Below are 23028 nucleotides of genomic sequence, written 5' to 3'. Positions count from 1 at the left end.
TCGATTAATCGTAAGTCTGGACCATTAATGAGTTAGGGGTGCTGACTTCAAGATCCGGTTAGAGAAATTTCCAAATATTGGAGTGTGGGGAAAAAATAAGTTGTCTTGAGCCCGAATCAGTAAATTGAATCGTTGTAATTTCTTAATTTGTAGATTTATCTCCCTCTTTTTGGGAAAAAACGGTCACTTCGTGCTCGGGAGCTGCTGTCGGGACTCTGGATCAGTGAGGGCCGCGGGTTTTGAGAATAAGCAAAAAGGTGAACAGGAATGTTCATATTGATTTATTTGAAACTCTGACGGCCGGGATAGCTTCTCAAACCGTTTTTGTCTCCGCACGAAGTGCTTTCAGGAAATTGCTGCAAAAGAAGACTACGAATAGGCCACGAATGAGTCTTTAATGAATCATGGAAGGGTCAGGTAGAAATTCTGGTATTAATAAGTTACGTAAACTATACCGACAAGAATCTCGATGTGAATAGCTTTTGAATAGCTTTTGAATAGCTTTTGAATAGCTTTTGAATAGCTTTTGAATAGCTTTTGAATAGCTTTTGAATAGCTTTTGAATAGCTTTTGAATAGCTTTTGAATAGCTTTTGAATAGCCTCCCGATCAGAAATTGAGCACGTAAATTACCTGCTGGCCCATTTTCCCGTTTTGTATCAGGAGTTTTTTGTCGAGCATATCCTGGATGTCACGGTTTGCGGTGGGCTGGCTGACATCACATATTTCCTGATACTCATTGCTTGTGATCTGCCCCTTTTCTTTTAAATATTCAATCGCCTTTATCTGCCGGCTGCTCAGCCCTACCTGTCCGAATTTCTCTTTCATCGAACGGTCGCTGCTCAGCTTCAGGACCGTTTTCTCTACCCTTGAAATTTCCACGGCAATGCCGAAAAGGAAATATTCGAGCCATTCGGTCAAATCCCTGTCCCCCTCATCAGCACTTGAAAGGGCGGAGTAATAGGAGTGGCGGGCTTTGTTGTAGTACTCCTCAAGAGCGAAAAACCTCTTGGTGTCAAAGCCTCTCTTTGTCAGGATAAGGGTGGCAAGAGCCCTCGCAGACCTGCCGTTCCCGTCGACGAAGGGGTGGATCCTGGCAAGTTCGTGATGTGCGATTCCTGCCTGCATGGCGGGCATGAGGTCAAGGGCTTCTTCGCTGTTTAGCCACTCGACAAGGGCTTTTGTCAGGGCAGGGACTTCAGCAGGTCCCGGAGGGGTGTAGGTGACTTTCCCGGTTTTCGGGTCTCCAACTATGACCCGCACTTTCCGGTAGTTGCCGACAGAATCATCAGGAAGGATATTTTTTGCCGTAAGGCTGTGGATTTCAAGGAGAATTTCTTCGGTTATGGGGTCGTTTTCCGGTAGTGAATCGATGTATTTCAGTACGTCCACGTAATTGCGGACTTCCTTTTTGTCCTTTTCGTGGGCGAGGACCTCTTTTCCCTCGATAATAAGCCCAACTTCCTCAAGAGTCAGGGGGTTTCCCTCTATGCTTGTAGTGTGGTGGGTCTGTTTTACCAGGGCTTCTTGCTGGAGCTGTTTTTCCCACGCCGGAATCAGAGGGCTGTTTATGATGACTTCCCTTGCAGCCTGGATCCTTGCAAGCAGGCGCACGATTTTGTTTGTGTATTTGAAATTAGGCTGAAACATCCACTTATCCGCCTTTTCCATCCCTTATTAAAAGAGTTACTCCTTTTGTTATTAACTTAGCGGAAATTTTTTTCCACACCCATTACGGCTATTTCCATAAAATTGCTGAAAAAGACGAAACTGAATCCGAAACCCGGAAACCGTGAATTCCATTTCAAGGCAGTTTGCCATGTTAATATTCAAAAATAGCTTCAGTAGCCGGCTCTGCCAGTTTCAGAACTTCCTCTTTAAGTGAAAGCAGGTCCTCAAAAACAGCTGACTCTCCCCCTTTAAAGAGTTCCTGCTTCAATTTTCTTCCCACTATATCGTCATTTCCTGCAGCAAGCCTGATAATGACCGAACCCGGAAAGATTTCTGTCCTGAAGGCAAGGTCGTCGCAGTCCCCGTCCGTGATCCCAAGGATAGGGATTCCGAGCCTGTAGAGGATGTCGCCTGCAATGGCTGTGGTGTCGTCTCCCACGGTTACGGCAAGCCTGGCGCCATCTGCCAGTTCGAAGGTATGTTCTGCGGCATGGTCGATCAGCACGACTTTCCCGGCTCCTGCAAGAGATACTGACTCCAGGCCTCCGGTTTCTGATGTCGTATTAAGAGGACGGCGGCATCCGGGGGCGCTTCTCCTCACTGCACCGCTCTTTACCCAGGCTTTTGCGAGGTCAACAGGGTTCCTTTTTTCATAATTGTGAAGCTTTTCCAGGCCGTGCTCCTTTACGGCTCCCCCTTCGATTGCGGTGATAAAGCCGTCTTCGGAGACGATACTCACATCAGGGGACTCGGCTCTTCCGATAATGATCCCGTTTACCAGGATGTTTTCTCCGGGGAAGGCTCCCGAAAGTTTTCGGACAATGCGCTTTTTTCCGGTTTTCTGGCAGTTTTCAGTGCGGACCGAATCTATTTGAGGCTCAGGCGAAACTTTGGTTTCGGCCGGGATTCCCAGGGTTTCCGAGAGTTTTTCGATGTACTCACCGGCTTTTTGGTTAAGCTGGATCAGCTTTCCGCAGGCGCAGCCCGGGCTTTCGATCTGGATGAGGGGTTTCTTTTCAGGGTCCGTAAGGCGGGAGACTACAATTGCCCCGAAGGCCTTGCCTGTTTCAAGCGTTTTCCCGTGGTTCAGGAGGCACACAAGGTCCGAGGCATCAAAAAAGGATTCTATGCAGGCGCTTGGCTTAAGGTGCCGGCTTATGTCTATAACGTGCTCAAGCCCGGCATCAAGGACTGCGGTCTTTCCCATGGTCCCTCCGAGTTCTGCTTTTACTTCACCCAGGCGGGAGAGCTTTTCAAGGACTTTTTCTGCCTGCCCCGAATCGATCACCTCGGGGCCGTGGATAACTACGCCGATCTTCATCTTCGGTTATTTTTACCCCGGAGGATGCATATTAAAGTAACTCCGTTAAAGCAGCTCCGGAATATAAAAGTCCGTACCGTAAAATACCGGAGGTTTCTTTAACTTTTATGGCGAGTTACGGGTTGAAATAAGCTTGGCAGAGAAAGTTAATAGAGAAAGCTTAGCAGACTAGGTGAGAAAATGGCAAAGGTAAAGATAACCTGGCTTGGACATGCCGCTTTTTTATTTGAAACCGAAAAAAAATTGCTGATAGACCCCTTCATTACCGGAAACCCGAAAGCTCCCTGCACCCCGGAGGAACTGGACCCCGACATCATAGCCGTGACCCACGGGCACCGCGACCACCTGGGGGATACCATCGAGATCGGGGCCAGAACCGGCTGCCGGATTATCTCTATCCACGAGGTTGCAAATTATATCAAGTCCAAAGGAGTCTTTGCCGAAGGCATGAACAAGGGTGGGACCGTAGACGTCGAAGGCGTCACCCTGACCATGACGCAGGCGCTTCATTCCTCCTCAGTTGACGCTTCATGCTTCAGTTTCGACGGAGGCAGCCCGGCGGGGTTTGTGATCGGGATAGGAGGGCATTCCATCTACCATGCCGGGGACACGGGCGTTTTCGGGGACATGCAACTTATCGGGGAACTTTATGAACCCGAAATTGCCCTGCTGCCCATTGGGGACAGGTTCACTATGGGGATAAAAGAAGCCGTGAAAGCCGTGGAACTCATCCGGCCGAAGACCGTTGTACCCATGCACTACAGCACCTTTGATGTGATCGAACAGGACCCGGAAGAGTTCAAAAGGGCTGTGGAAGCAAAAGTCGATACGAAAGTCGTTATCATGGAGCCCGGGAAATCAATCGAACTTTGATTTCCAGGGTTTATTCGTTCCTTTATTCGTTTCTTCTTTTTCTCGTTCTTTTTCTCGTTCTTTTTCTCGATAGTCATTTCTTTTCTTAGTCTCATTCTTCTTTTACTCAATAAAGATTAAATTTAAAAAAGAAAGAATGGGACAAAAAGAAAGAAAAAAAGAAAAAAAGCTGCCCTTTTTCAGAAAGGGCCATGAACCACCAAACATTTGAGAACAACCTCAACCACTACTAACCCGAGCACCACCAGCAAAAAAAGAATCAACAGGTTGAGGATGATCTGGCCGACTTTTGAGCGAGCGCCCGCCAGTTCATGCATCTATATACCCATATATATATATGTGGAGAACGTATATAACCGTTTGGAAATTTTCATACATTTACAAATAGTTATACCGGAAAAAATAATATAGAAGTAATAATTTAATAATATAGAAGTAATTTTAATAATATAGAAGTAATATTTTTGCCTGAATTTTCGGAATTTCCGGAGCGGGACGTGTCTGTGATCTATTGGTCAATTCAGAAAAAGCGAGTACATCTCCCGTATTTGGGGAATATGGACAGAGGTTCTTATGCTTAGGGATTTCAATAACTCACGCTCATTACCTTAATTGCAATAGGTGAAAATGGCGTATGAAATGGTTTTACGTGGTTGAACTGAAAATCAATAGCATTAAACCTTTATGTATAAATAGTGAATTTGACCACAACGCCGATAGGATTTGATTTTGTGCTTCAAGTGAGTAAGTCCTAATATTATTCTCCGTTAATTAATGGTCATTTGGTTTGCCTGTCTTCTATAAGTTCTTATTCCTAATCCGATTAATAAGTAAAGAATTGAAGTAATAATTCCAATGATTGGTGAAATAAGAATTTCTTTTCCTGCTGCAATGCTGATAAAACCTGATATAACTAAAGGATTTATTAGTAAATCCTCTACCGTATGTAATACAACACACGGCCAAATTGATTTTGTTACCCTGAAAAGCTCAACATACATCACCGACCAACATATAATTGTTATAATAAAAACAATGGAAAATATAGCTCGGCTGACAGGAAGCACTGCCAGAATAACTGTATCAGGTAAAAAGACCAGAAAATACGGAGCATGCCAGATTCCCCAAAGACTGCCAACAATGAGATATATCTTCCAGTCATTAGTATTTAATTTTGAGAGTTGTGAAGTTAGATAACCATAAAAAGGAGTCCCATCAAAAATATTTTTAATAAAAGTAAATAACAGAGTACTGGAAAACAGCAAAATAAAAGGCCTGAGGTCGAATGCTGATAAGTCAATCCATTTTGTTGTAGCCCCGATTATCAGGACGATTGCTGTTACAACAGGAAAAATCAAAACAGCAATCAAGTACCATTTTATGTTTCCTTTGAAATTCGGCTTGAAACCAATATCATTCCAATTGCCCTTTGAAAATATAGTGATTGCAATTGCAGTCAGCATAGGCAATACTAACCATATCCCCATACCAAGAGAATCACCTTTTGGCTGCTCGGTAAGGACAGAGTCTACAAGAACACCTATCCACCCACTGAGAATAACAACAACAATAAACACAACAATATTGTGAATAACTTTTTTATTCACATAAACACCTCCCCGTTTAGCAGATATAAATACTCTTTATTACGAAATATCTTATGGTTGAGACTTAATTGTGCTATTATTGCTAAATTCAGTACTTCGCTAAAAATCCGGTCGTGGGGATCAGTTACTGAAAACTGCAAACAGAACGATCGTTTTCAAATTTAGGCAAAGAAGGTAGATGTGCCGGTTTTACCGGAATTATTCAATAACAAGGTAGATGTGCCAGTTTTACCTGAATTACTCAATAACAAAGTAGATGCGCCAGTTTTACCGGAATTACCCAATAACTCACGGACAGTACTCTGGAGCGAAAAACGGCTTAACCCCTTATTTTTTCCCGATAACCTCGACAAAGTTCCTGTCCGAAAGGTCTTCTTTTCCGGACCAGAAGATTGCCTTGTGATACTTCCAGACTTTAGGGTCAAGTTCAAGGATACCTACGTGGAGCGTGAGTTCAAACAGGAACCAGTAGGTAGCGGCAAGGTGCCCGACCCGGACCAGGCCCAGGGGCTGCACATCAAAGTAAGGGGCAAAGACCCCGAAAACGGCAAGTATCCACTGCGCAACAGGAAGGCCGAAGAGGGACCAGTTAGGGCTGTAGAGCACTATTCCCGTTACTGCAATCAGGAAAATTGCCGTGCTTTCGAGAATGATCAGGAGCTTGAGCAGGGGATGAAGCTTTGTTACATAATGCCCTTCCCGGACATCATATATCGTGAAAGCCGGATAATCGCCCTTGCCGAAGAAATTGAGAACGATTGCTTTGAGGCGTTTTGCATCCTCGGGCCCGAAAATGTAGCTATCAATAAAATGCCTGAGCCGGAACTTTATGTCGCAGGCCTCTTCCCCACAGGAAAAAACGTTATAGGGGACCAGGATCCAGTTTGCAGCCAGGAAAAATGGGACCGCAATCATATGCAGGGTCCGGGCCTTATCGAAGGCCATGAAGTCCCAGCCCAGATAGATCTTAAGCCCCGTGATAACCAGGGTCAACATGGAAAGCAGGTGGATCAGGTGCGTAATCCTCTCAAGGAGGGTATAGCGTTCGACGACCATGCTTTCCCCCGGCTTTCCGGAAGCTTCCTGCCCTTTTCTCCCCGCCATACCAAAACCCCCCGTCAGATCACCCTGACCTGCTCTTTCCGCTTCCCGGTCAGGTCGATGGTATGGATGGCACAGGCCAGGCAGGGATCATAGGAACGGGCCGTGTGGAAGATTCCGAGAGGGTTCGTATAATCCACCCCAAGCGCATTTCCTGCAGCCGAGATCTTTATCCCTGTAAGGGCCTGTTCTACCGGGCCGGGGACTCCTGCCGTGTTTCTCGGAGCCAGGTTCCAGGTGCTTGGGACTACCGCCTGGTAGAGCGTGACTTTGGAATCAGAATCCGTTGCGACCCAGTGCCCCAGAGCCCCTCTGGGAGCCTCCCAGAGCCCCATGCCCTGCGAGTCCTTTGCCATGGAAAGGTCGGTAGGGACTGCAAACTTTCCGCTTGGGTCAAGGTCTACGGTCAGCCATTTGAGGAGTTCCGCTGCCACCACCAGGATTTCCTGCATCCGGGCAAGCATGCGGAGGAAGGTGTTGGGAGCAGGGTAGCCTTTTTCCCGGAAAAGGTCCATAAGGCCCATGATGAGGGGGTCTTTCATAACAAGCATGCGGGAAAGGGGCCCTACCTCACATGGAATCCCGCCATAATGCGGAGCCTTTACCCAGGAATACCGGCTTTCAATTCCCCGGCTGTAATCGATCTCATCCGGCTCGGGTTCCGGCTGGGTGGTCCCTTCAAGAGGGGTCCTGTCTGACTCGGAGTCCACGTAGAAGGAATGGGCAATGCTTTCGGTGATTTTGCTGTGGTCGAACCTGCTCAGTTTGAGATTACCGTTCAGGAACCCGGAAGGAATGACCCTGGATTCAGGAGGGCTTGTCGGGTCATAGCCGTCTCCGAGCTCGGGCTTGAAGAAGACCCCGTAAGTAAGGAAACCGATCTTTGAGGGGTCGCTGTAGCCTCCGATCCTGTCCAGCCTCATGCTTGCCGGAAGCCCCAGGACTTCCTCGCCTATGAGTTCGGAGCCAAATGCCGTATACAGGGGCACATCTCCCCAGCCCGCAGCATAGGAGAAATCATTAGAAACAAGGGATGCATCAACGAGCTCCTGCAGCCGGTCAACCACGAAACCCACGGCTTTTTGCGGGGAAGAGGCAAACCGGGTGTTTTCAACCCAGGTCTCCGGAGGAACCCCAAGGGTGAAGTGCTCGACAAAATCCATAACTTTCCAGTAATAAGAAGCAAGCTGCCCTATATCTGCGGCAGTAGGCCCGTAGGTTACGCCTCCCACATGGGACAGCACGGAATGGGGCATCTTTGCCGCAAAAAGGGAGATTGCCTCATGCAACCGCCGCTTCTCCGCAATTGCCGCCGCATACCCGCGGCCGACAGGGATGTCAACGCCGTCCAGCCTGTAACTGATAGGGGCAAACCTCCCGAGCAGTTCGTCCCAGACAGCTTTTCCCGTATCCCCATAATTGCCGAGAAGGTCCCTGTAGGCGGGGTTTGCAAGGTCTGTCCCCCAGAGAACATAGACATGGGTGGCATGGCTTGCAATCAGGTTAAGGGCCTGGTGGATATTGCGCATGACAAGGGCATTTTTAGGGACCGCATCTTCAACCCCGAAGAGCTGGTCAAGGGCATTTGCGGCCGCAAGGGAGTGGGAAGTCGGGCAGACCCCGCAGATCCGCTGGGTGAGAAGAGCGGCATCCCTGGGGTCCTGTTTCTGGAGGAAGCGCTCAAAACCCCTGAGCATAAGCCCCATGCTCTGGGCTTCGGTAACCACACCCTCCTCATTGACCTGGGTGGTAATCCTGTAATGCCCTTCAATCCTGGTAAGCTGATCAACCGTAACCTCAACCATTTACTCATCCTCCCCGCCCTTTTCTGCTGATTCTTTACCTTTTTCTTCTTTCTCTTCCTTTCTTTCAGGCTTATCTTTCACGGCAATTCTCCGGACAGCGTGGGCACCTGCCGCAAGCAGGGCACCTCCGATAGCAACCTTTGCAACGGTATCGATATTTGTCCCTACAATTCCCACATCTTCAATCTCCTGGAAGAAGGGACGAGAACTGTCAGGGAAACCCGGAGAGACACAGGCTATGCAGGGGGACCCTGACTGCGGGCAGAGGCTGTGGTAACCGTTCCAGCGGCGGATAGCACAGTCAGCATGGGTGTAAGGAGCCTTGCACCCTAATTTCCAGAGGCACTTTGGGCCGCTGACCACGGTGTCAAACTCTCCTTTATCATAGTAGCCTCTTCTCGGGCAGTTGTCGTGGATGACGTGGTCCGGCGGGAAAAAGACTTTCGGACGCAGCAATTCGTCAAGAACGTAGGGAAGGTCGTCGGGGACTTTGATCTTTCCGAGCACAACTGCAGCCAGAGTAAGGAGCATCCAGTCGGCATGGGGAGGGCAGCCGTTGATATTGATGACCGGCTTCTCAAGCCCGTATTCCCGGAGTATCCCTTTTTCCCTGTCCTCCATGGTAAAGGCAACTCCCCGGAAGTCCATAAGGTCCCGGATCTCGCTGTCTGCAGAATTCACTCCCCCGTTGGTTGCACACTGTCCCACAGCCACAATGAAAGCGGCATTTTCCGCAGCCCGCCGGAAAATATCCTTGTAAGTCTTCCCGCCGAGGATGCAGTACTTTCCGGTGCCCCTGGGCCCATTGGGAATCGCACCTTCTGCAACCAGGATGTAACCTTTTTCCTCAATAACTTCCTCAAAAAGAATCTCGGAATTGAGTTCGGAAGTATTTGCCATTTTTCCGTCCACGTAAATCCCCTGAGGGCCGAGGAGGACTTCATGGTAAGCAAGCCGCATGTTCAGGCGCTTGAGGGCCTGAAGCAGGTCAGGTTCGCCCCCGTTTAACAGGGACTCGGAACATCCGGTACATTCTCCTCCATGGACCCAGACGATCCGGGTCTCAGAAAACTCCAGGGCTCTTACGATTTCACTCCGGTAGGTTTGCAAAAACAAAGACGCTCCCAGGGCGCCCACGGCTTTAAGGAAGGCCCGGCGATTCATTTTCATGAAATCTAGGTGTTTTAATCGGTCAAGGTAGCCATCTTCGCCCATTCGACACCACCACAAGGAATAGAAAAATTTTCTATAATAGGTATTAATAAACACAAATCCAATCAATAAAAAAGTTATCCGAAAAGATAAAACACCTACATAAACGCAAAGAGCTGTTTGTTTTTATCTCTTCACCCGGGGCATTTTCGCATACACCTGATCTTAATTGCGGAAAGATTAAATATACATTCGCTTTCCGAGCCTTTTTGCCTTACAGGAGAAGTTAAACCGGACTTCAAGAGCCACTTCACTAAAAAATAATAGGCAGAGAACAGGAATAGAAAAAGAGCCAGGAAATAGAGAGAACAGGAATAAGGAAAGGGCAGGAAATAGAGAGAACAGGAATAAGGAAAGGGCAGGAAATAGCAGAGAACAAGAATAAGAAAAGGGTCGAGGAATAGGAGGAGAACAGGAAATCAGGAGAACAGGGAATAAGAATATACAGAAAATTTCAGAACAGGTCAGAGACTTCTTCCCTGATACATTCCACTGCCTCATCCACAGACGCAAGGACTTTGGGGCTCAATTCCCGGGAGATCTCCGTGGCAGGCTTTCCGATTTCTATGCCGAATACCACGATTTCCGGAAGGTCCTGCACCTGTTCCCCGATCCTCAACACATCGGAAATGCTCAGGTCGTGCACCGAGACGAGCACGGAGGGAGAGTCACTTTCTATAAGGTCCCTGCCGTTGAAGCGGTGAATTGAACCTGTGAGGCTGCCTGTCAGGATTGCATCCACTATGATGACTTTCCTGGCACCGTCAAGCAGGTTCAGAAGGTCCAGTCCGCATACGCCGGCGTCTATGATCTCAAGGCCTTCGAGCCCTTCAAGTTCCGTTTTTTTGAGGGCCTCAACAACCTTCAGGCCGACACCGTCGTCTCCCATAAGGGGGCTTCCGCATCCCAGGATACGGACCGGAGCATGTAATACAGGCATATTCTCACGTCAACACAGGACTTTACAGGATTTTTCAACACAGAGTTTACAGAATTTATTTCGAGAGGGATATGCCTGTATTAATTCCATTTTCTATGCATTTTTCCTATGTTTATTCCTTTGCAGTTTTTTATTCTGAATTTTTTCATTCTGCAGCTTTCTATTCCTTTGAGACATCAACAACCCTTTCAGATGAATCGTGCCAGAGCTCCCCGTCCGGAAGGTGTTTGGGAGTGTGTTTGACAATTTTCACATAGTGAGGGTCTGAAAGGTCCTCTTTTCCGGACCAGAATATAGCCCAGTAGTACTTCCAGATATGAGGGTCAAGCTCCAGGATAAACACGTGGACTACCAGTTCGAAAACAAACCAGTAGGTCATGAGCAGGTGGAGGGCCCTGTAGAACTGCAGGGAAGTCATCGCAAAGGCAGGTGCGACCAGGTCTCCTGCGGAAAGGATCCAGGAACCAACCGGAAGCCCGAAGAGCATCCAGTCAAGCCTGTAGATGACAATACCTGAGACCGCAATAACGAAGATAGCGGTACCTTCCAGCACGACCAGGATCTTCATTACCGGGTGAAGTTTGGTCTGGTAGTGGCCCGAAACTTCATCATAGATGGTAAATGCGGGGTACTCTCCCTTTCCGAAGAAATTAAGAAGTATTGCCTTCAGGCGGGTTACATCTTCGGGACCGAAGACATAGTGGTCCATAAAGTGTGCCAGCTTTTCCTGAACTCCACCCTCAATTGCAGAGAAGATGTTGTAGGGAATAAGGATCCAGTTTACTGCAAGCAGAACTGGAACCATGATCATGTGAAGGGCACGGGCATTATGGAATGTCATAAAGTCCCAGCCCGCGTAGATCTTTAACCCGGTAATGATGAGCACCAGCATTGCAACGGCATGGAAGGTATGAGCCGTCCTGTCAAGTACCGTATAGCGCTCAACAACCATCGGGTTGTTCTTGGCTTTCATTATGGGTCATCTCCTTATACTATTCTTAAAGTACGGGGAGTGTTTTTCCCGGTAAGGTCAATGGTATGGACAGCACATGCTGAACAGGGGTCATAGGACCTACCGATATGAAGGATGTTTACAGGGTTAGCGTAATCGACACCGAGAGCGTTTTCCGCCGCACTGATCTTTGACCCGATAAGGGCCTGCTCCAGTGGGCCCGGGACGCCTGCACTGTCTCTCGGAGAGAGGTTCCATGTACTCGGGACCACGGGCTGGTAGCTTATGACCTTAGAGTTGCTGTCTGTGGAGACCCAGTGCCCGAGGGCACCGCGGGGGGCTTCCCAGAGGCCCATGCCCTGCGAATCCTTTGCCATGGAAAGGTCAGTGTGCACGGCAATCTTGCCGTTAGGGTCGTAGTCAACGGTTACCCATTTAAGGAGCTCGTTTGCAATAATTGCGGTTTCCTGAATCCGGGCCATCATCCTTGTGTAGGTGTTGGCCGCAGAGTAGCCGTTCTCCGCAAAGGCAAGGGCAAGCCCGGTAACCAGCGGCTCTTTCATTGCGAGCAGGCGGGCAAGGGGACCGACTTCACAGGGGACACCGCCGTACCTCGGGGCCTTTGACCAGGAGTAACGGCTGTCGGATCCACCTTCATAGCTGATCTCTTCAGGGCTTGTAACCGGGAAGGTCTCACCTTTTGATGGGTGGAGGTCTCCACTGTCTTCGAAGAAGGAGTGGGCAACACTTTCGGTGATCTTGCTTGCGTCAAAGTTCTGGTATTCAAGGTTTCCGGTCACAATGCCGGATGTCTGGAAGCGGTCGCCTGCAGGGCTGTTAGGGTCATACCCGTCCCCATTTTCAGGCTTGTAGAAAGCGCCGTATGCAAGGAAAGCAATCTTTGAGGGGTCGCTGTACCCGCCGTTCCTGTCATGCTTCAGGCTGGCAGGAAGCCCGAGGAGGGTTTCTCCAACAAGTTCGGACCCGAAGGCAGCATAGAACTCAGCATCTCCCCAGCCGACTTCCCGGGTGAAGTTGTTGGAACCTGCGGTTTTGTCAACAAGGCCCTGCAGGTGTTCAAGCACGAAAGAAACGGCCTTCTGGGGGGAACTTGCCTTATAGGTGTTTTCAATCCAGTCTTCAAAGGAAACCCTAAGGGTGTACTTTGAAACGAAGTCCATGACCTGCAGGTAATAAGAAGAAAGTTTGCCGATGTCTGCAATGGTGGGCTTGTAAGTGTAGCCGCCGGGATAGGAAGTGACCTGGTGGGGCATCTTGCCGCCTATTACGGCTATGGCTTCCTGCAGGCGCTTCTTTTCAGGGATCGCTGCAAGGTAGGAAGAACCTACGGGCACGGGGACGCCGTCAAGCTTGTAGCTGATGGGAGCAAAACGGCCCAAGAGTTCCTTCCACACAGCGCTTCCGGTTTCCCCGAGAGGGGTGAGGACATCGCGATAGGCGGGGTTTGCAAGGTCAGGGCCCCAGAGGACATAGATGTGGGTTGCATGGCTTGCAATTGTGTTTAAAGCCTGGTTGATGTTCCTTGCAACAAGGGCATCCTTGGGAACGCTTTCGGCAACCCCGAAGAGCTGGTCAAGGGCACCTGCAGCTGCAAGGGAGTGGGAGGTCGGGCAGACCCCGCAGATCCTCTGGACGAGGAGGGCTGCGTCTCTGGGGTCCTGGTTCTGTAAGATACGCTCAAAGCCCCTGAACATCAGGCAGGAACTTTGGGCATCAGTAATAATACCATCAGAGTTTACTTCAGTGGACAGGCGAAGGTGGCCTTCAATCCTGGTTAAGGGGTCGACTGTAACGTTTACCATTTTTTAATCACTCTCCTCTCATTCTCCTGATCGCATGTACCCCTGCTGCTACGGTAGCAGCGCCAACCGCAACTTTGGAAAGGGTATCGATGTTTGCCCCGAGGAGCACGCCCTTGTCTTCGGCTTCGACATAGAGAGGTCTTGCTGCGTCAGGGAAGCCCGGTTCCACACAGGCGATGCAGGGAGAGCCTGCCTGAGTACACATGCTCACTGACCCGTTCCAGCGGCGAATGGCACAGTCTGCGTGAGAATAAGGAGCCTTGCAGCCTAACTTCCAGAGGCACTTGTCCCCACCAATCTGCTCATCGAACTCTCCGCGGTCGTAGAAGCCGCGGCGCGGGCAGTTTTCGTGCACGGTGTGGTCGGTCGGGAAGAAAACCTTGGGCCTGCCGTACAGGTCCAGAACGGCATCAAGGTCGTCGGGGATCCTGATCTTTCCGAGGATCACCGCACCGACGGTAAGGAGAATCCAGTCAGGATGAGCAGGGCAGCCAGGAATGTTTATTACAGGCTTCTTAAGGTTGAGTTCCTGGAGCATTCCTTTTGAGCTGTCTTCTTTTGTGAAGGCAACTCCCCTATAATCGGTAACCTTTGCAACTGCACTGTCTGCGCAGTTGATGCCTCCGTAGGCGGCACAGGTCCCGACTGCAAGGATGGCGTTTGCATGTTTTGCAGCCTTTGCGAAGATTTCCTTAAAAGTCCGGTTCCCGATCACGCAGTAGCGGCCGGAACCATCAGGCCCGTTTGCAATTGCGCCTTCTACAACCAGGATGTAGTTTCCTTCTTCAATAAGCTCATCAATGAGAATTTCGGAGTTAAGTTCGGAGGTGTTTGCAAGCTTGCCATCAACGAAGATTCCCTGCTGGGCAAGCAGAGTTTCATGATAAGCGAGGTTAACATTAAGCTTGGAAATCGCCTGGACAATGTCAGGGTTTCCCCCGTTTAAAACAGATTCGGAACAGCCAGTGCATTCCGCACCGTGCAGCCAGATGATCTTAGTCTCTGCAAATTTAAGCGCACTTACGATCTCTGTCTTATAGGTACCCAGGAATGCTGTTGCTCCCACTGCACCCACCGCTTTCAGGAAAGTACGCCGATCCATTTTTAAAAAGTCCACACTCTCCAGTGTACGGACAAGGTTATTTTTTCCTGTATTCATCTCTACCACATCTTGTTTTTTAACCCAAATTATATGTCTGAAAGGAAAATTATTCTTTAATGTCCACCGCAATTATATAAATACCTTTATAAATCTACCGATAATGTTCTCAATGAGGGGATAGTATTTAAGGGTTTTTACATCTGAAAATAAATATATAATTAAAAAGAATGTAAGATTTTATAATTTTGCAAATTATATAAAAAATAGCCAAAATTGACACCGTACTCTGGTGCACATATATATCCAGCAAACCACAAAGAAAGAGGGCGGATGGAAGTATAAGTAATAAAAAATGATAAAAGTTGGAAAACCGATTCTGAAAATCAAAAAGATAAAAAACGATGAAAAATTGTTTAATAATAGTATTAATACTATGAAAAAAGATACTATAGTGTATTAATTATACAAACTGAAATTTATACAAAATAAACAGAAAAACATAGCAAAATCTAATAAAGATTTTCGTATATAAAGGGTAAACAATAGAGAAAACACCAAACAGGTTCAAAATAACAAATAAACCCGAAAAAGAGATATTTCCTTTCATTTTTCAGCCTGAGCTTTTTGAAAGAATGCCATTTATCAGAATGCCTTTTCCCCTGAACGACAGAACAGGAACGCCAGGAAACCAGGTTTCCCCGAGAAAAAAGATTTGCAGCACAGGCAAACCCATCATGCCTCCGTTCAAGTTCCTCGAAAAAAAGCATGAAAAGGGGCGGTACCTTTAAACCATGGATTTAAAGGATACCGACCTTCCTTTCAAAATTCCGGACCTGGAGGATGGCTATCCGGATGGAAGAGTTAAATCCGGAGTCCCTCAGACCAGCTTTAAAGTAGCTGGAGTGTTTTTCCCGGTAAGGTCAATGGTGTGAACAGCGCAAGCAATACACGGATCGTATGACCTTCCGACATGGAGGATGTTGACCGGGTTAGCATAATCGACACCAAGAGCGTTTTCTACCGCACTGATTTTAGTCCCGATCAAAGCCTGTTCCACAGGACCCGGAGTTCCCGAGCTGTCCCGTGGGGAGAAGTTCCATGTACTCGGGACCACGGGCTGGTAGCTTATGACCTTAGAGTTGCTGTCTGTGGAGACCCAGTGCCCGAGGGCACCGCGGGGGGCTTCCCAGAGGCCCATGCCCTGCGAATCCTTTGCCATGGAAAGGTCAGTGTGCACGGCAATCTTGCCGTTAGGGTCGTAGTCAACGGTTACCCATTTAAGGAGCTCGTTTGCAATAATTGCGGTTTCCTGAATCCGGGCCATCATCCTTGTGTAGGTGTTGGCCGCAGAGTAGCCGTTCTCCGCAAAGGCAAGGGCAAGCCCGGTAACCAGCGGTTCCTTCATTGCAAGCAGGCGGGCGAGAGGCCCGACTTCACAGGGAATACCATCATACCTCGGGGCCTTTGACCAGGTATACCTGCTATCAGGTCCCCGATCATAGCGGATTTCGGCAGGATCGCCCACAGGGTTGGTCTCACCCTTTGAGGGGTGGAGGTCGCCCGAACCTTCGTAAAAGGAGTGGGCAACACTTTCGGTGATCTTGCTTGCGTCAAAGTTCTGGTATTCGAGGTTTCCGGTCACAATGCCGGATGTCTGGAAGCGGTCGCCTGCAGGGCTGTTAGGGTCATACCCGTCCCCGTTTTCAGGCTTGTAGAAAGCGCCGTATGCAAGGAAAGCAATCTTTGAGGGGTCGCTGTACCCGCCGTTCCTGTCATGCTTCAGGCTGGCAGGAAGCCCGAGGAGGGTTTCTCCAACAAGTTCGGACCCGAAGGCAGCATAGAACTCAGCATCTCCCCAGCCGACTTCCCGGGTGAAGTTGTTGGAACCTGCGGTTTTGTCAACAAGGCCCTGCAGGTGTTCAAGCACGAAAGAAACGGCCTTCTGGGGGGAACTTGCCTTATAGGTGTTTTCAATCCAGTCTTCAAAGGAAACCCTAAGGGTGTACTTTGAAACGAAGTCCATGACCTGCAGGTAATAAGAAGAAAGTTTGCCGATGTCTGCAATGGTGGGCTTGTAAGTGTAGCCGCCGGGATAGGAAGTGACCTGGTGGGGCATCTTGCCGCCGATTACGGCAATGGCCTCCTGAAGGCGCTTCTTTTCGGGGATCGCTGCAAGGTAAGAAGAACCTACGGGAACGGGGACGCCGTCAAGCTTGTAGCTGATGGGAGCAAAACGGCCCAAGAGTTCCTTCCACAAAGCGCTTCCGGTTTCCCCGAGAGGGGTGAGGACATCGCGGTAAGCGGGGTTTGCAAGGTCAGGGCCCCAGAGGACATAGATGTGGGTTGCATGGCTTGCAATTGTGTTTAAAGCCTGGTTGATGTTCCTTGCAACAAGGGCATCCTTGGGAACACTTTCGGCAACCCCGAAGAGCTGGTCAAGGGCACCTGCGGCTGCAAGGGAGTGGGAAGTCGGGCAGACCCCGCAGATCCGCTGTGTAAGAAGTGCTGCGTCCCTTGGGTCCTGGTTCTGGAGGATGCGTTCAAAGCCCCGGAAGAGTAAAGCTGAACTTTGAGCATCGGTTACTATGCCTTCGGAGTTGACTTCGGTGGACAGGCGGAGGTGACCCTCGATCCTTGTTAAGGGGTCTACTGTAACTTTTACCATTTTTAATCATCCCTCCTTATTTTTCTGTAATCAGAGCTCTTGTCACGGGAATATTTTTCATAAGAATCTCCCTCATCTGAATCCGAACTGTGTGAATCACCCTCCAAAGAGCTGCCCGACCCCGGCTGGTAAAAAGGCCTCGAAGAGTCAGGGAATCCCGGTTCCACACAGGCTATACAGGGAGAGCCCGCCTGGACGCACATGCTGGCCCCACCGTTCCACTTGCGAATCGAACAGTCCGCATTTGCATGTTTGCCCTTGCACCCGAGTTTTAAAAGGCATTTATGCCCGCCGATCTCAGTATCGAATTCGTCCCTCTCATAATACTCGTGGCGGGGACATTCATCATGAACATCTTCATCGAAATAAGCCCGGGGCCTTCCGTACCGGTCCAGGACCGAGGGGAGATCGGAAGGAACCTTTATTTTTCCGAGTACCACAGCACTCAGGGTCAATAAAATCCAGTCCGGGTGTGCAGGACAGCCTGGAATGTTTATAACCGGCTTGTTTATGCCGAGTTCCCGGAGCATACCCCCGGAACTGTCGGCCCCTTTGAAAGCTACCCCCCTGTAGTCCGTAAGCTGTGCGATTGCACTGCTGGCAGAGTTGATACCGCCATAGGCTGCACAGGTCCCGACTGCAAGGATTGCGCTGGCATTCCCGGCAGCTTTTGCAAAGAGTTCCTTAAAAGTCCGGTCCCCTACCACGAAGAAGCGCCCGGAACCGTTTGGCCCGTTCGGGATTGCACCTTCGACGACCAGGATGTAATTTCCTTCCGTTATAAGTTCGTCAACAAGAATTTCGGAATTCAGCTCGGCATTGTTTGCAGGCTTATCGTCTACAAAGATGCCCTGCCCGGCAAGAAGGGTCTCATGGTAGGCAAGCTTAGTGTTAAGAGCAGAGAGAGCCGCAATCACGTCAGGGTCACCTCCGTTTAAGAGGGACTCGGTGCAGCCCGTACATTCGGCCCCGTGCAGCCAGACGATCTTTGTCTCCGCCATCTCCAGGGCACTTACGAGTTCTGTCCGGTACGTCCCCAGGAATGCAGATGCCCCAAGGAGGCAGGCAGCCTTCAGGAACGTTCGTCGGTCCATGTTAAAAAAATCGGGTTTTTCCGTTTTTTCGGAATCATGTGGGTTGTTTTTGTTCATCATATGATCACAAAAAAGGTTTTTCGGAATTTTTCCGGGATAGGCATGCAAAAGAGCATGAAACTGAATTTTACACAACTTTATAAAATACTCAACATTATCAAAATATAAGACGAATATATATAAATTTTTTTGAATACTTTGAAGAAGCTGCAGGATCAGAAGGAAAAAACAACTGAAAGTTACTTACAAAAAACCTAAAAACAAAAAGGTTATAAAAGAGAACTATAGAAATGCGAAAAATAATTTTCACCGGATATTTATTTTCCAGAAAAATCTGCAGGTTTCCAATGTGCTTCACCCACCTGCGAAGTCTTGCCCCGGCAGGAAGAAGGAAGTAGAGAGATGCATTTTTGGGAGAAATAAACGGTTTAAGTACGGCAAAACTAATATTGTACAGGTTAAAGACGTGTACACAAAACATGTACATAAGTTCCCGGGAAGCAGGCTCCCTTTCAGAAACAGAGCCTATAAGGAATAAAGTCCTGAAAGGAACAGAGCCTATAAGGAATAAAGTCCTGAAAGGAACAGAGCCTATAAGGAATAAAGTCCTGAAAGGAACAGAGCCTATAAAGAATAAAGTCCTGAAAGGAACAGAGCCCTGAAAAAGATTTTCACATATTGGTTTTTACTTATCAACGCTTTTAACAAAAATATCCCATAAATTAATATCTGTGAGAAAAACAGCAGAGGTAACATGTGTATAGCTATTCCTGGAAAAGTCAAAGCCATCGTCAGCGAAAACATCGCCACTGTTGACATGGGCGGGATCTGCAGAGACGTGAACATGGACCTTCTGGGGGGGGCCAGCGAATCCCTGCTCGGGAAATACGTGCTTGTCCATGTGGGTTATGCGATTTCGGAGATCTCGGAAGAAGAGGGAGAAGAGACCATGCGCCTCCTCCGACAAATGGCCGGCCTGGACGGCGGAGAAGCCCTTTGAAGGGCATTCCCTGAAGAAACGGACTGATGGAAATGGAAAACGAAAACTCCGCTCCAAAGCAAACTATTCCTGAGCTTGAAAAAAAGCTCCTTGAACGGATCGAAGCCTCTGCCCGTCCGCTTCGCATCATGCACGTCTGCGGCACACACGAGAGGACCATAGCAAAATACGGGCTTAGAAGTGTGCTTCCCGAGGAAATTGAGGTAATCAGCGGCCCGGGCTGTCCGGTCTGCGTTACTCCCGAAGCGGATATCGACATTGCAATCGCCCTTGCAAAAAGCGGAGCTGCCGTGGTCACTTTCGGGGACATGATGCGGGTCCCCGGCTCGGCCGGAAGTTTGCTGGACGCAAAGTCCGAAGGGGCAGACGTGAGGATGGTCTACAGCATCGACGATGCCGTGGCCCTGGCCGAAAAGAAACCCGGCCAGGAAGTGATCTTTTTCGGGATCGGGTTTGAGACCACGGTCCCCGCAAACGCAGCAGTGCTCCTCAGGGGAGTGCCGGAAAACTTCAGCCTCCTGGCTTCCCAGAAGCGGACCCCCCCCGCTATCGACCTGCTTGCAAAAGATACCGAGGTGGATGCCTTTATTGCCCCCGGGCATGTTGCAACCATCATCGGGACAAAACCCTTTGAACCCCTGGCAAAAAAAGGCTTTCCTGTTGTTGTTAGCGGGTTTGAGGCCCGGGACATCCTCCTCGGGATAACCCTTCTCCTTGCCCAGGCCGAAGCAGGAGCCGCAAGGGTGGACAACGGTTACCCCAGGGCAGTGAAACCCGAAGGAAACCTGATTGCCCTGAAAATGATGGAGGAAGTGTTCGAGACCTCAGGCTCCGAATGGAGAGGAATCGGGGAGATCAAGGATTCGGGGCTGGTTTTAAAGAAGGAGTTTGAGGGACAGAATGCCGCAAAAAAGCATGAAGAACTCTATTCTTCTGCCCTCGAGGAAATCCGGGAAAAAGCTGAAAGAAAGGATAAAAAGCGCTGCATCTGTGCAGCTATCCTCACAGGAAAAGCAAAGCCCTCCCAGTGCCCGAACTTCGGGAAAGAATGTACCCCGAAAACCCCTTCAGGCCCCTGCATGGTCAGCCTTGAGGGGATGTGCTACAACTGGTTCAGGTACTCCAGGGAAGGAGGCAGCAGGCTTGCATGAATACTCCATTGCCTGCGAGATCTTCGAACAGGTGATAGCAGCCGCCAGAGCTCACGGAGCTTCCGAGGTAAGGTCCGTGACCCTTGAGATGGGCAGGCTTACCCACACGAACCCCGAACAGTTAAGCTTCTGCTTCGGGGCCCTTGCCGAAGGCAGCATTGCCGAAGGTGCAAAATTCATTGTCGAGATGATACCCCCCTCCCTTGAGTGCGAATGCGGGTACACGGGCACAGTCGATGAAGCACAGGCCGGAGAAAGGGACGAACTCCTGAGCGAACTGCTGGAGTACGTCGCTGCCCTCAAATGCCCTGCATGCGGGAAACAGGCCCGGATCACAGGCGGCCGAGAGCTGGTCATAAAAAGCATCGATATTGAAACTGAACAGGTACAGTAAGCCGGCTCAGGAAACTGGCTGAACATGCCAATCCAACTAATCGATCCATTCGAGAAAGCTAATTGACCCATTCAACCGAAAGAATTGGTCCATTCGATCCAACTAATTAATTGATCCATTCAACCGAAAGAATTGGTCCACTGATCCAACTAATTAATTGATCCGTTCAACCGAAAGAATTGGTCAATTCGACAACTAATTGGTCCTTCATTCGAATCGGTTCCCGAACTTAAATAAATCAAAAGCCTGTCAAAGGACTGACCAGGCAAAAAGTGGCTGATTAAGAATTCTGAAGTGATATTTATGTTGATGCACGTAATCCACATGGGACATGACGTCTTTAAGGCAAACGACAAGCTTGCCGAAAAAAACAGGAAGAACCTTGATAAGCACGGCATCTTTGCCGTAAACGTCATGGGGGCAATCGGGTCAGGTAAGACCACCCTGATCGAAGAGGCGATCAAACACCTGAAAGACAGGTACAGGATCGCCGTGATTGCAGGCGATGTGATCGCAGAAATGGACGCTTCCAGGTTCAGGAAACTCGGGGTGCCGACAGTCCCTGCAAACACGGGCAAGGAATGCCACCTGGACGCAAAGCTGGTAGAAAACGCCTTAAAAGAGATCGACCTTGAAAACACGGACCTCCTGCTAATCGAGAACGTGGGCAACCTGATCTGTCCCGTAGACTTCAAGCTGGGAGAACACCTCAGGGTCGTGGCCGTGAGCGTGAGCGAAGGAGACGACATCATCCTTAAACACCCGATGATTTTCAAGACTGCCGAGCTTGCAATCATAAATAAGGTAGACCTTGCCGGAGCCGTTGACGCAGATCCGGAAAAAATGCATGAGGACATCCTTTCCCTCAACCCCGACGTGCCTGTCCTCCTGACTTCGAAGCACGACTGGGAAAGCCTGGAGACCTGGATAGGCTTCATCGAAATCGGGCTCATGAAAGCTAAAGAAGGCAAAAGTAACTGAAGAGAGGCCAGTATGAAAGCCGGTACGATTTCCCTTGAACACGGCGCAGGCGGAGAGGTAATGCAGGCACTGATCGGGGAGATAATCCTGAAAAACTTGAGCAGCAAGAGCGCAGGCTCTGTCGGGCTTGAGAGCCTGGACGACGGGTCCACGGTCAGGCTTGAAGCCTTCGGCCCGAACTCCGAACTCGTGCTGACAACGGACAGCCACGTGATAACCCCTGCCTTCTTCCCGGACACGAACATAGGAAGGCTGGCTGCTGCAGGCACGATCAACGACCTCACGGTCATGGGGGCAAAGCCCCTGGCCCTGACCTGCGCAGTTATCGTTCCCGAAGGTTTCCCCCTTAAAGACTTTGAGGTAATCATCAAAACCCTGGGAGATACTGCAGCCGAAGCCGGCGTCCCCGTCATAACCGGAGATACCAAGACCGTGGAAAAAAGCGCTCTTGACTCGATCATCCTTAACACCGCAGGCCTGGGGATCACGGACTGCCCGGTAAGGGACTCGGGGCTCTCCCCGGGAAACAAAATCCTGGTCACGGGCACCATTGGGGACCACGGGATCTCCCTCATGGCCCACAGGGAAGGTTTTGACTTCGATACCGACCTGGTATCGGACTCAGCACCCCTCTGGAAGCTCATCGAGCCCCTCCTGAAACTCAGGACCCCGGAAGGTAAACCTGTCATCACCGCCATGAAAGACCCGACCCGCGGGGGGCTTGCAAACGCCCTCAACGAGATGGCAGCCAAATCCGGAGTAACCGTCCTGCTCGAAGAAGACAGAATCCCCTATAAGCCCGCAGTCACTGCAGCCTGCGAGATGCTCGGCCTTGACCCCCTGGAAGTCGCAAACGAAGGCAAAGCCGTCATAGGAGTGAAAGCCGGCTTCGAAGAAGAAGTCCTTTCCATCCTCAGGCAGCACCCCTACGGCAGGGATGCAGCCCTCATAGGGGAAGTCACCTCCGAAAACAAAGGCGAAGTACTCCTCAGGAACCGTTTCGGCGGTATGCGTTACGTGGACGTGCCTGCAGGAGACCCGATCCCGAGAGTTTGCTAAACTTGAAAATTGCATATAGGTGATGTTCCGATGGGAGATTTTCCGGGCAATGTTCAGAGGAAAATACCGTTAGAAGTTTCCACGGATTCCACAGGAACATTTTTTATTGCTATACGAATGAGTCAGGGTGACTACTCCCATCACTGAAGTGACGGGCATCTATCAGAATTCTGAAGAGATTGTAGCCCCAATCTCAGAATGTTAATAGCAGCATTATGATCTCTATCAAGAGTAAGACCACAATAAGGACAACTGTGTATTCTCTCTGATAGGTCTTT

The 23028-nt window shown here is 49.6% G+C and carries 20 protein-coding genes; 7 read left to right on the top strand and 13 right to left on the bottom strand.

Going from position 1 to position 23028, the window contains the following annotated elements; all coding sequences use genetic code 11:
* Positions 1 to 608 precede the first annotated feature (608 nt).
* Positions 609 to 1649 (bottom strand): Fic family protein, encoded by a 1041-nt coding sequence (locus tag FTO70_RS04880; RefSeq protein WP_255334590.1) that lies wholly within the window; start codon positions 1647 to 1649, stop codon positions 609 to 611.
* 172 nt (positions 1650 to 1821) lie between these two features.
* Positions 1822 to 2991: a DUF2117 family protein gene (locus tag FTO70_RS04875; RefSeq protein ID WP_255334589.1), complete on the bottom strand. Its 1170-nt coding sequence runs from the start codon at positions 2989 to 2991 to the stop codon at positions 1822 to 1824.
* Between the two features lie 180 nt (positions 2992 to 3171).
* Here FTO70_RS04875 and FTO70_RS04870 point away from each other — a divergent pair, with 180 nt between their 5' ends.
* The gene (locus tag FTO70_RS04870) at positions 3172 to 3864 is read left to right on the top strand and encodes a metal-dependent hydrolase (protein ID WP_255334588.1); all 693 of its coding nucleotides are present in this window, start codon (positions 3172 to 3174) and stop codon (positions 3862 to 3864) included.
* Between the two features lie 767 nt (positions 3865 to 4631).
* Here FTO70_RS04870 and FTO70_RS04865 read toward each other — a convergent pair.
* The 10 genes from FTO70_RS04865 to FTO70_RS04820 form a co-directional block, all read right to left on the bottom strand.
* Positions 4632 to 5471 carry a type II CAAX prenyl endopeptidase Rce1 family protein gene (locus FTO70_RS04865; protein WP_255334587.1) on the bottom strand — a complete coding sequence of 280 codons (840 nt, stop codon included), beginning with the start codon at positions 5469 to 5471 and terminating at the stop codon, positions 4632 to 4634.
* Positions 5472 to 5798: 327 nt separating this feature from the next.
* Positions 5799 to 6575: a cytochrome B gene (locus FTO70_RS04860; protein WP_255334586.1), complete on the bottom strand. Its 777-nt coding sequence runs from the start codon at positions 6573 to 6575 to the stop codon at positions 5799 to 5801.
* A 14-nt stretch (positions 6576 to 6589) separates the two neighbouring features.
* Positions 6590 to 8377: a nickel-dependent hydrogenase large subunit gene (locus FTO70_RS04855; RefSeq protein WP_255334585.1), complete on the bottom strand. Its 1788-nt coding sequence runs from the start codon at positions 8375 to 8377 to the stop codon at positions 6590 to 6592.
* Complete coding sequence (locus FTO70_RS04850; RefSeq protein WP_255334584.1) at positions 8378 to 9592, bottom strand: hydrogenase small subunit; 1215 nt, start codon at positions 9590 to 9592, stop codon at positions 8378 to 8380.
* A gap of 451 nt (positions 9593 to 10043) precedes the next feature.
* On the bottom strand, positions 10044 to 10529 hold the full coding sequence (locus tag FTO70_RS04845) for a hydrogenase maturation protease (RefSeq protein WP_255334583.1): 486 nt from the start codon (positions 10527 to 10529) through the stop codon (positions 10044 to 10046).
* Between the two features lie 160 nt (positions 10530 to 10689).
* Positions 10690 to 11502, bottom strand: coding sequence for a cytochrome B (locus FTO70_RS04840; RefSeq protein ID WP_255334582.1), 813 nt, complete (start codon positions 11500 to 11502; stop codon positions 10690 to 10692).
* A gap of 14 nt (positions 11503 to 11516) precedes the next feature.
* Positions 11517 to 13304: a nickel-dependent hydrogenase large subunit gene (locus tag FTO70_RS04835; RefSeq protein WP_255334581.1), complete on the bottom strand. Its 1788-nt coding sequence runs from the start codon at positions 13302 to 13304 to the stop codon at positions 11517 to 11519.
* Positions 13305 to 13311: 7 nt separating this feature from the next.
* The gene (locus tag FTO70_RS04830) at positions 13312 to 14463 is read right to left on the bottom strand and encodes a hydrogenase small subunit (protein ID WP_255334580.1); all 1152 of its coding nucleotides are present in this window, start codon (positions 14461 to 14463) and stop codon (positions 13312 to 13314) included.
* A gap of 820 nt (positions 14464 to 15283) precedes the next feature.
* Complete coding sequence (locus FTO70_RS04825; RefSeq protein WP_255334579.1) at positions 15284 to 17071, bottom strand: nickel-dependent hydrogenase large subunit; 1788 nt, start codon at positions 17069 to 17071, stop codon at positions 15284 to 15286.
* 2 nt (positions 17072 to 17073) lie between these two features.
* On the bottom strand, positions 17074 to 18165 hold the full coding sequence (locus FTO70_RS04820; RefSeq protein WP_255334578.1) for a hydrogenase small subunit: 1092 nt from the start codon (positions 18163 to 18165) through the stop codon (positions 17074 to 17076).
* A gap of 479 nt (positions 18166 to 18644) precedes the next feature.
* Between FTO70_RS04820 and FTO70_RS04815 the strand changes: the two genes are divergently transcribed.
* The 6 genes from FTO70_RS04815 to hypE all read left to right on the top strand — a co-directional run bounded on the left by FTO70_RS04815 (position 18645) and on the right by hypE (position 22750).
* Positions 18645 to 18827, top strand: a complete 183-nt coding sequence (locus tag FTO70_RS04815; protein WP_255334577.1) for a hypothetical protein — start codon at positions 18645 to 18647, stop codon at positions 18825 to 18827.
* A gap of 92 nt (positions 18828 to 18919) precedes the next feature.
* Positions 18920 to 19165, top strand: a complete 246-nt coding sequence (locus FTO70_RS04810) for a HypC/HybG/HupF family hydrogenase formation chaperone (RefSeq protein WP_255334576.1) — start codon at positions 18920 to 18922, stop codon at positions 19163 to 19165.
* 26 nt (positions 19166 to 19191) lie between these two features.
* Positions 19192 to 20316, top strand: a complete 1125-nt coding sequence (hypD, locus tag FTO70_RS04805) for a hydrogenase formation protein HypD (protein WP_255334575.1) — start codon at positions 19192 to 19194, stop codon at positions 20314 to 20316.
* Entirely contained in the window at positions 20309 to 20710 is a 402-nt protein-coding gene (gene hypA, locus FTO70_RS04800; RefSeq protein WP_255334574.1) for a hydrogenase maturation nickel metallochaperone HypA, read from the top strand. Before hypD ends, hypA begins: the two co-directional genes overlap by 8 nt.
* Positions 20711 to 21019: 309 nt before the next feature.
* Complete coding sequence (hypB, locus tag FTO70_RS04795) at positions 21020 to 21691, top strand: hydrogenase nickel incorporation protein HypB (RefSeq protein WP_255334754.1); 672 nt, start codon at positions 21020 to 21022, stop codon at positions 21689 to 21691.
* Positions 21692 to 21703: 12 nt separating this feature from the next.
* On the top strand, positions 21704 to 22750 hold the full coding sequence (gene hypE, locus FTO70_RS04790) for a hydrogenase expression/formation protein HypE (RefSeq protein WP_255334573.1): 1047 nt from the start codon (positions 21704 to 21706) through the stop codon (positions 22748 to 22750).
* A 140-nt stretch (positions 22751 to 22890) separates the two neighbouring features.
* On the opposite strand, the gene FTO70_RS04785 is transcribed toward hypE, so the two are convergent.
* Entirely contained in the window at positions 22891 to 23010 is a 120-nt protein-coding gene (locus FTO70_RS04785) for a transposase (RefSeq protein WP_255334753.1), read from the bottom strand.
* Positions 23011 to 23028: the final 18 nt, after the last annotated feature.

The organism is Methanosarcina sp. KYL-1, assembly GCF_024372725.1.
In the GTDB taxonomy this organism is placed as follows: Archaea; Halobacteriota; Methanosarcinia; order Methanosarcinales; family Methanosarcinaceae; genus Methanosarcina.
This window is presented reverse-complemented; position numbering and strand designations above follow the sequence as displayed.

Coding starts and splice junctions, on each gene's coding strand:
- FTO70_RS04870 (WP_255334588.1), top strand. CDS start 3,172: ATGGCAAAGGTAAAGATAACCTGGCTTGGACATGCCGCTTTTTTATTT.
- FTO70_RS04855 (WP_255334585.1), bottom strand. CDS start 8,377: ATGGTTGAGGTTACGGTTGATCAGCTTACCAGGATTGAAGGGCATTAC.
- FTO70_RS04835 (WP_255334581.1), bottom strand. CDS start 13,304: ATGGTAAACGTTACAGTCGACCCCTTAACCAGGATTGAAGGCCACCTT.
- FTO70_RS04845 (WP_255334583.1), bottom strand. CDS start 10,529: ATGCCTGTATTACATGCTCCGGTCCGTATCCTGGGATGCGGAAGCCCC.
- FTO70_RS04830 (WP_255334580.1), bottom strand. CDS start 14,463: ATGAATACAGGAAAAAATAACCTTGTCCGTACACTGGAGAGTGTGGAC.
- FTO70_RS04810 (WP_255334576.1), top strand. CDS start 18,920: ATGTGTATAGCTATTCCTGGAAAAGTCAAAGCCATCGTCAGCGAAAAC.
- hypD (WP_255334575.1), top strand. CDS start 19,192: ATGGAAATGGAAAACGAAAACTCCGCTCCAAAGCAAACTATTCCTGAG.
- FTO70_RS04820 (WP_255334578.1), bottom strand. CDS start 18,165: ATGGACCGACGAACGTTCCTGAAGGCTGCCTGCCTCCTTGGGGCATCT.
- FTO70_RS04850 (WP_255334584.1), bottom strand. CDS start 9,592: ATGGGCGAAGATGGCTACCTTGACCGATTAAAACACCTAGATTTCATG.
- FTO70_RS04840 (WP_255334582.1), bottom strand. CDS start 11,502: ATGAAAGCCAAGAACAACCCGATGGTTGTTGAGCGCTATACGGTACTT.
- FTO70_RS04880 (WP_255334590.1), bottom strand. CDS start 1,649: ATGTTTCAGCCTAATTTCAAATACACAAACAAAATCGTGCGCCTGCTT.
- hypB (WP_255334754.1), top strand. CDS start 21,020: ATGCACGTAATCCACATGGGACATGACGTCTTTAAGGCAAACGACAAG.
- FTO70_RS04825 (WP_255334579.1), bottom strand. CDS start 17,071: ATGGTAAAAGTTACAGTAGACCCCTTAACAAGGATCGAGGGTCACCTC.
- hypE (WP_255334573.1), top strand. CDS start 21,704: ATGAAAGCCGGTACGATTTCCCTTGAACACGGCGCAGGCGGAGAGGTA.
- FTO70_RS04875 (WP_255334589.1), bottom strand. CDS start 2,991: ATGAAGATCGGCGTAGTTATCCACGGCCCCGAGGTGATCGATTCGGGG.
- FTO70_RS04815 (WP_255334577.1), top strand. CDS start 18,645: ATGTACATAAGTTCCCGGGAAGCAGGCTCCCTTTCAGAAACAGAGCCT.
- FTO70_RS04860 (WP_255334586.1), bottom strand. CDS start 6,575: ATGGCGGGGAGAAAAGGGCAGGAAGCTTCCGGAAAGCCGGGGGAAAGC.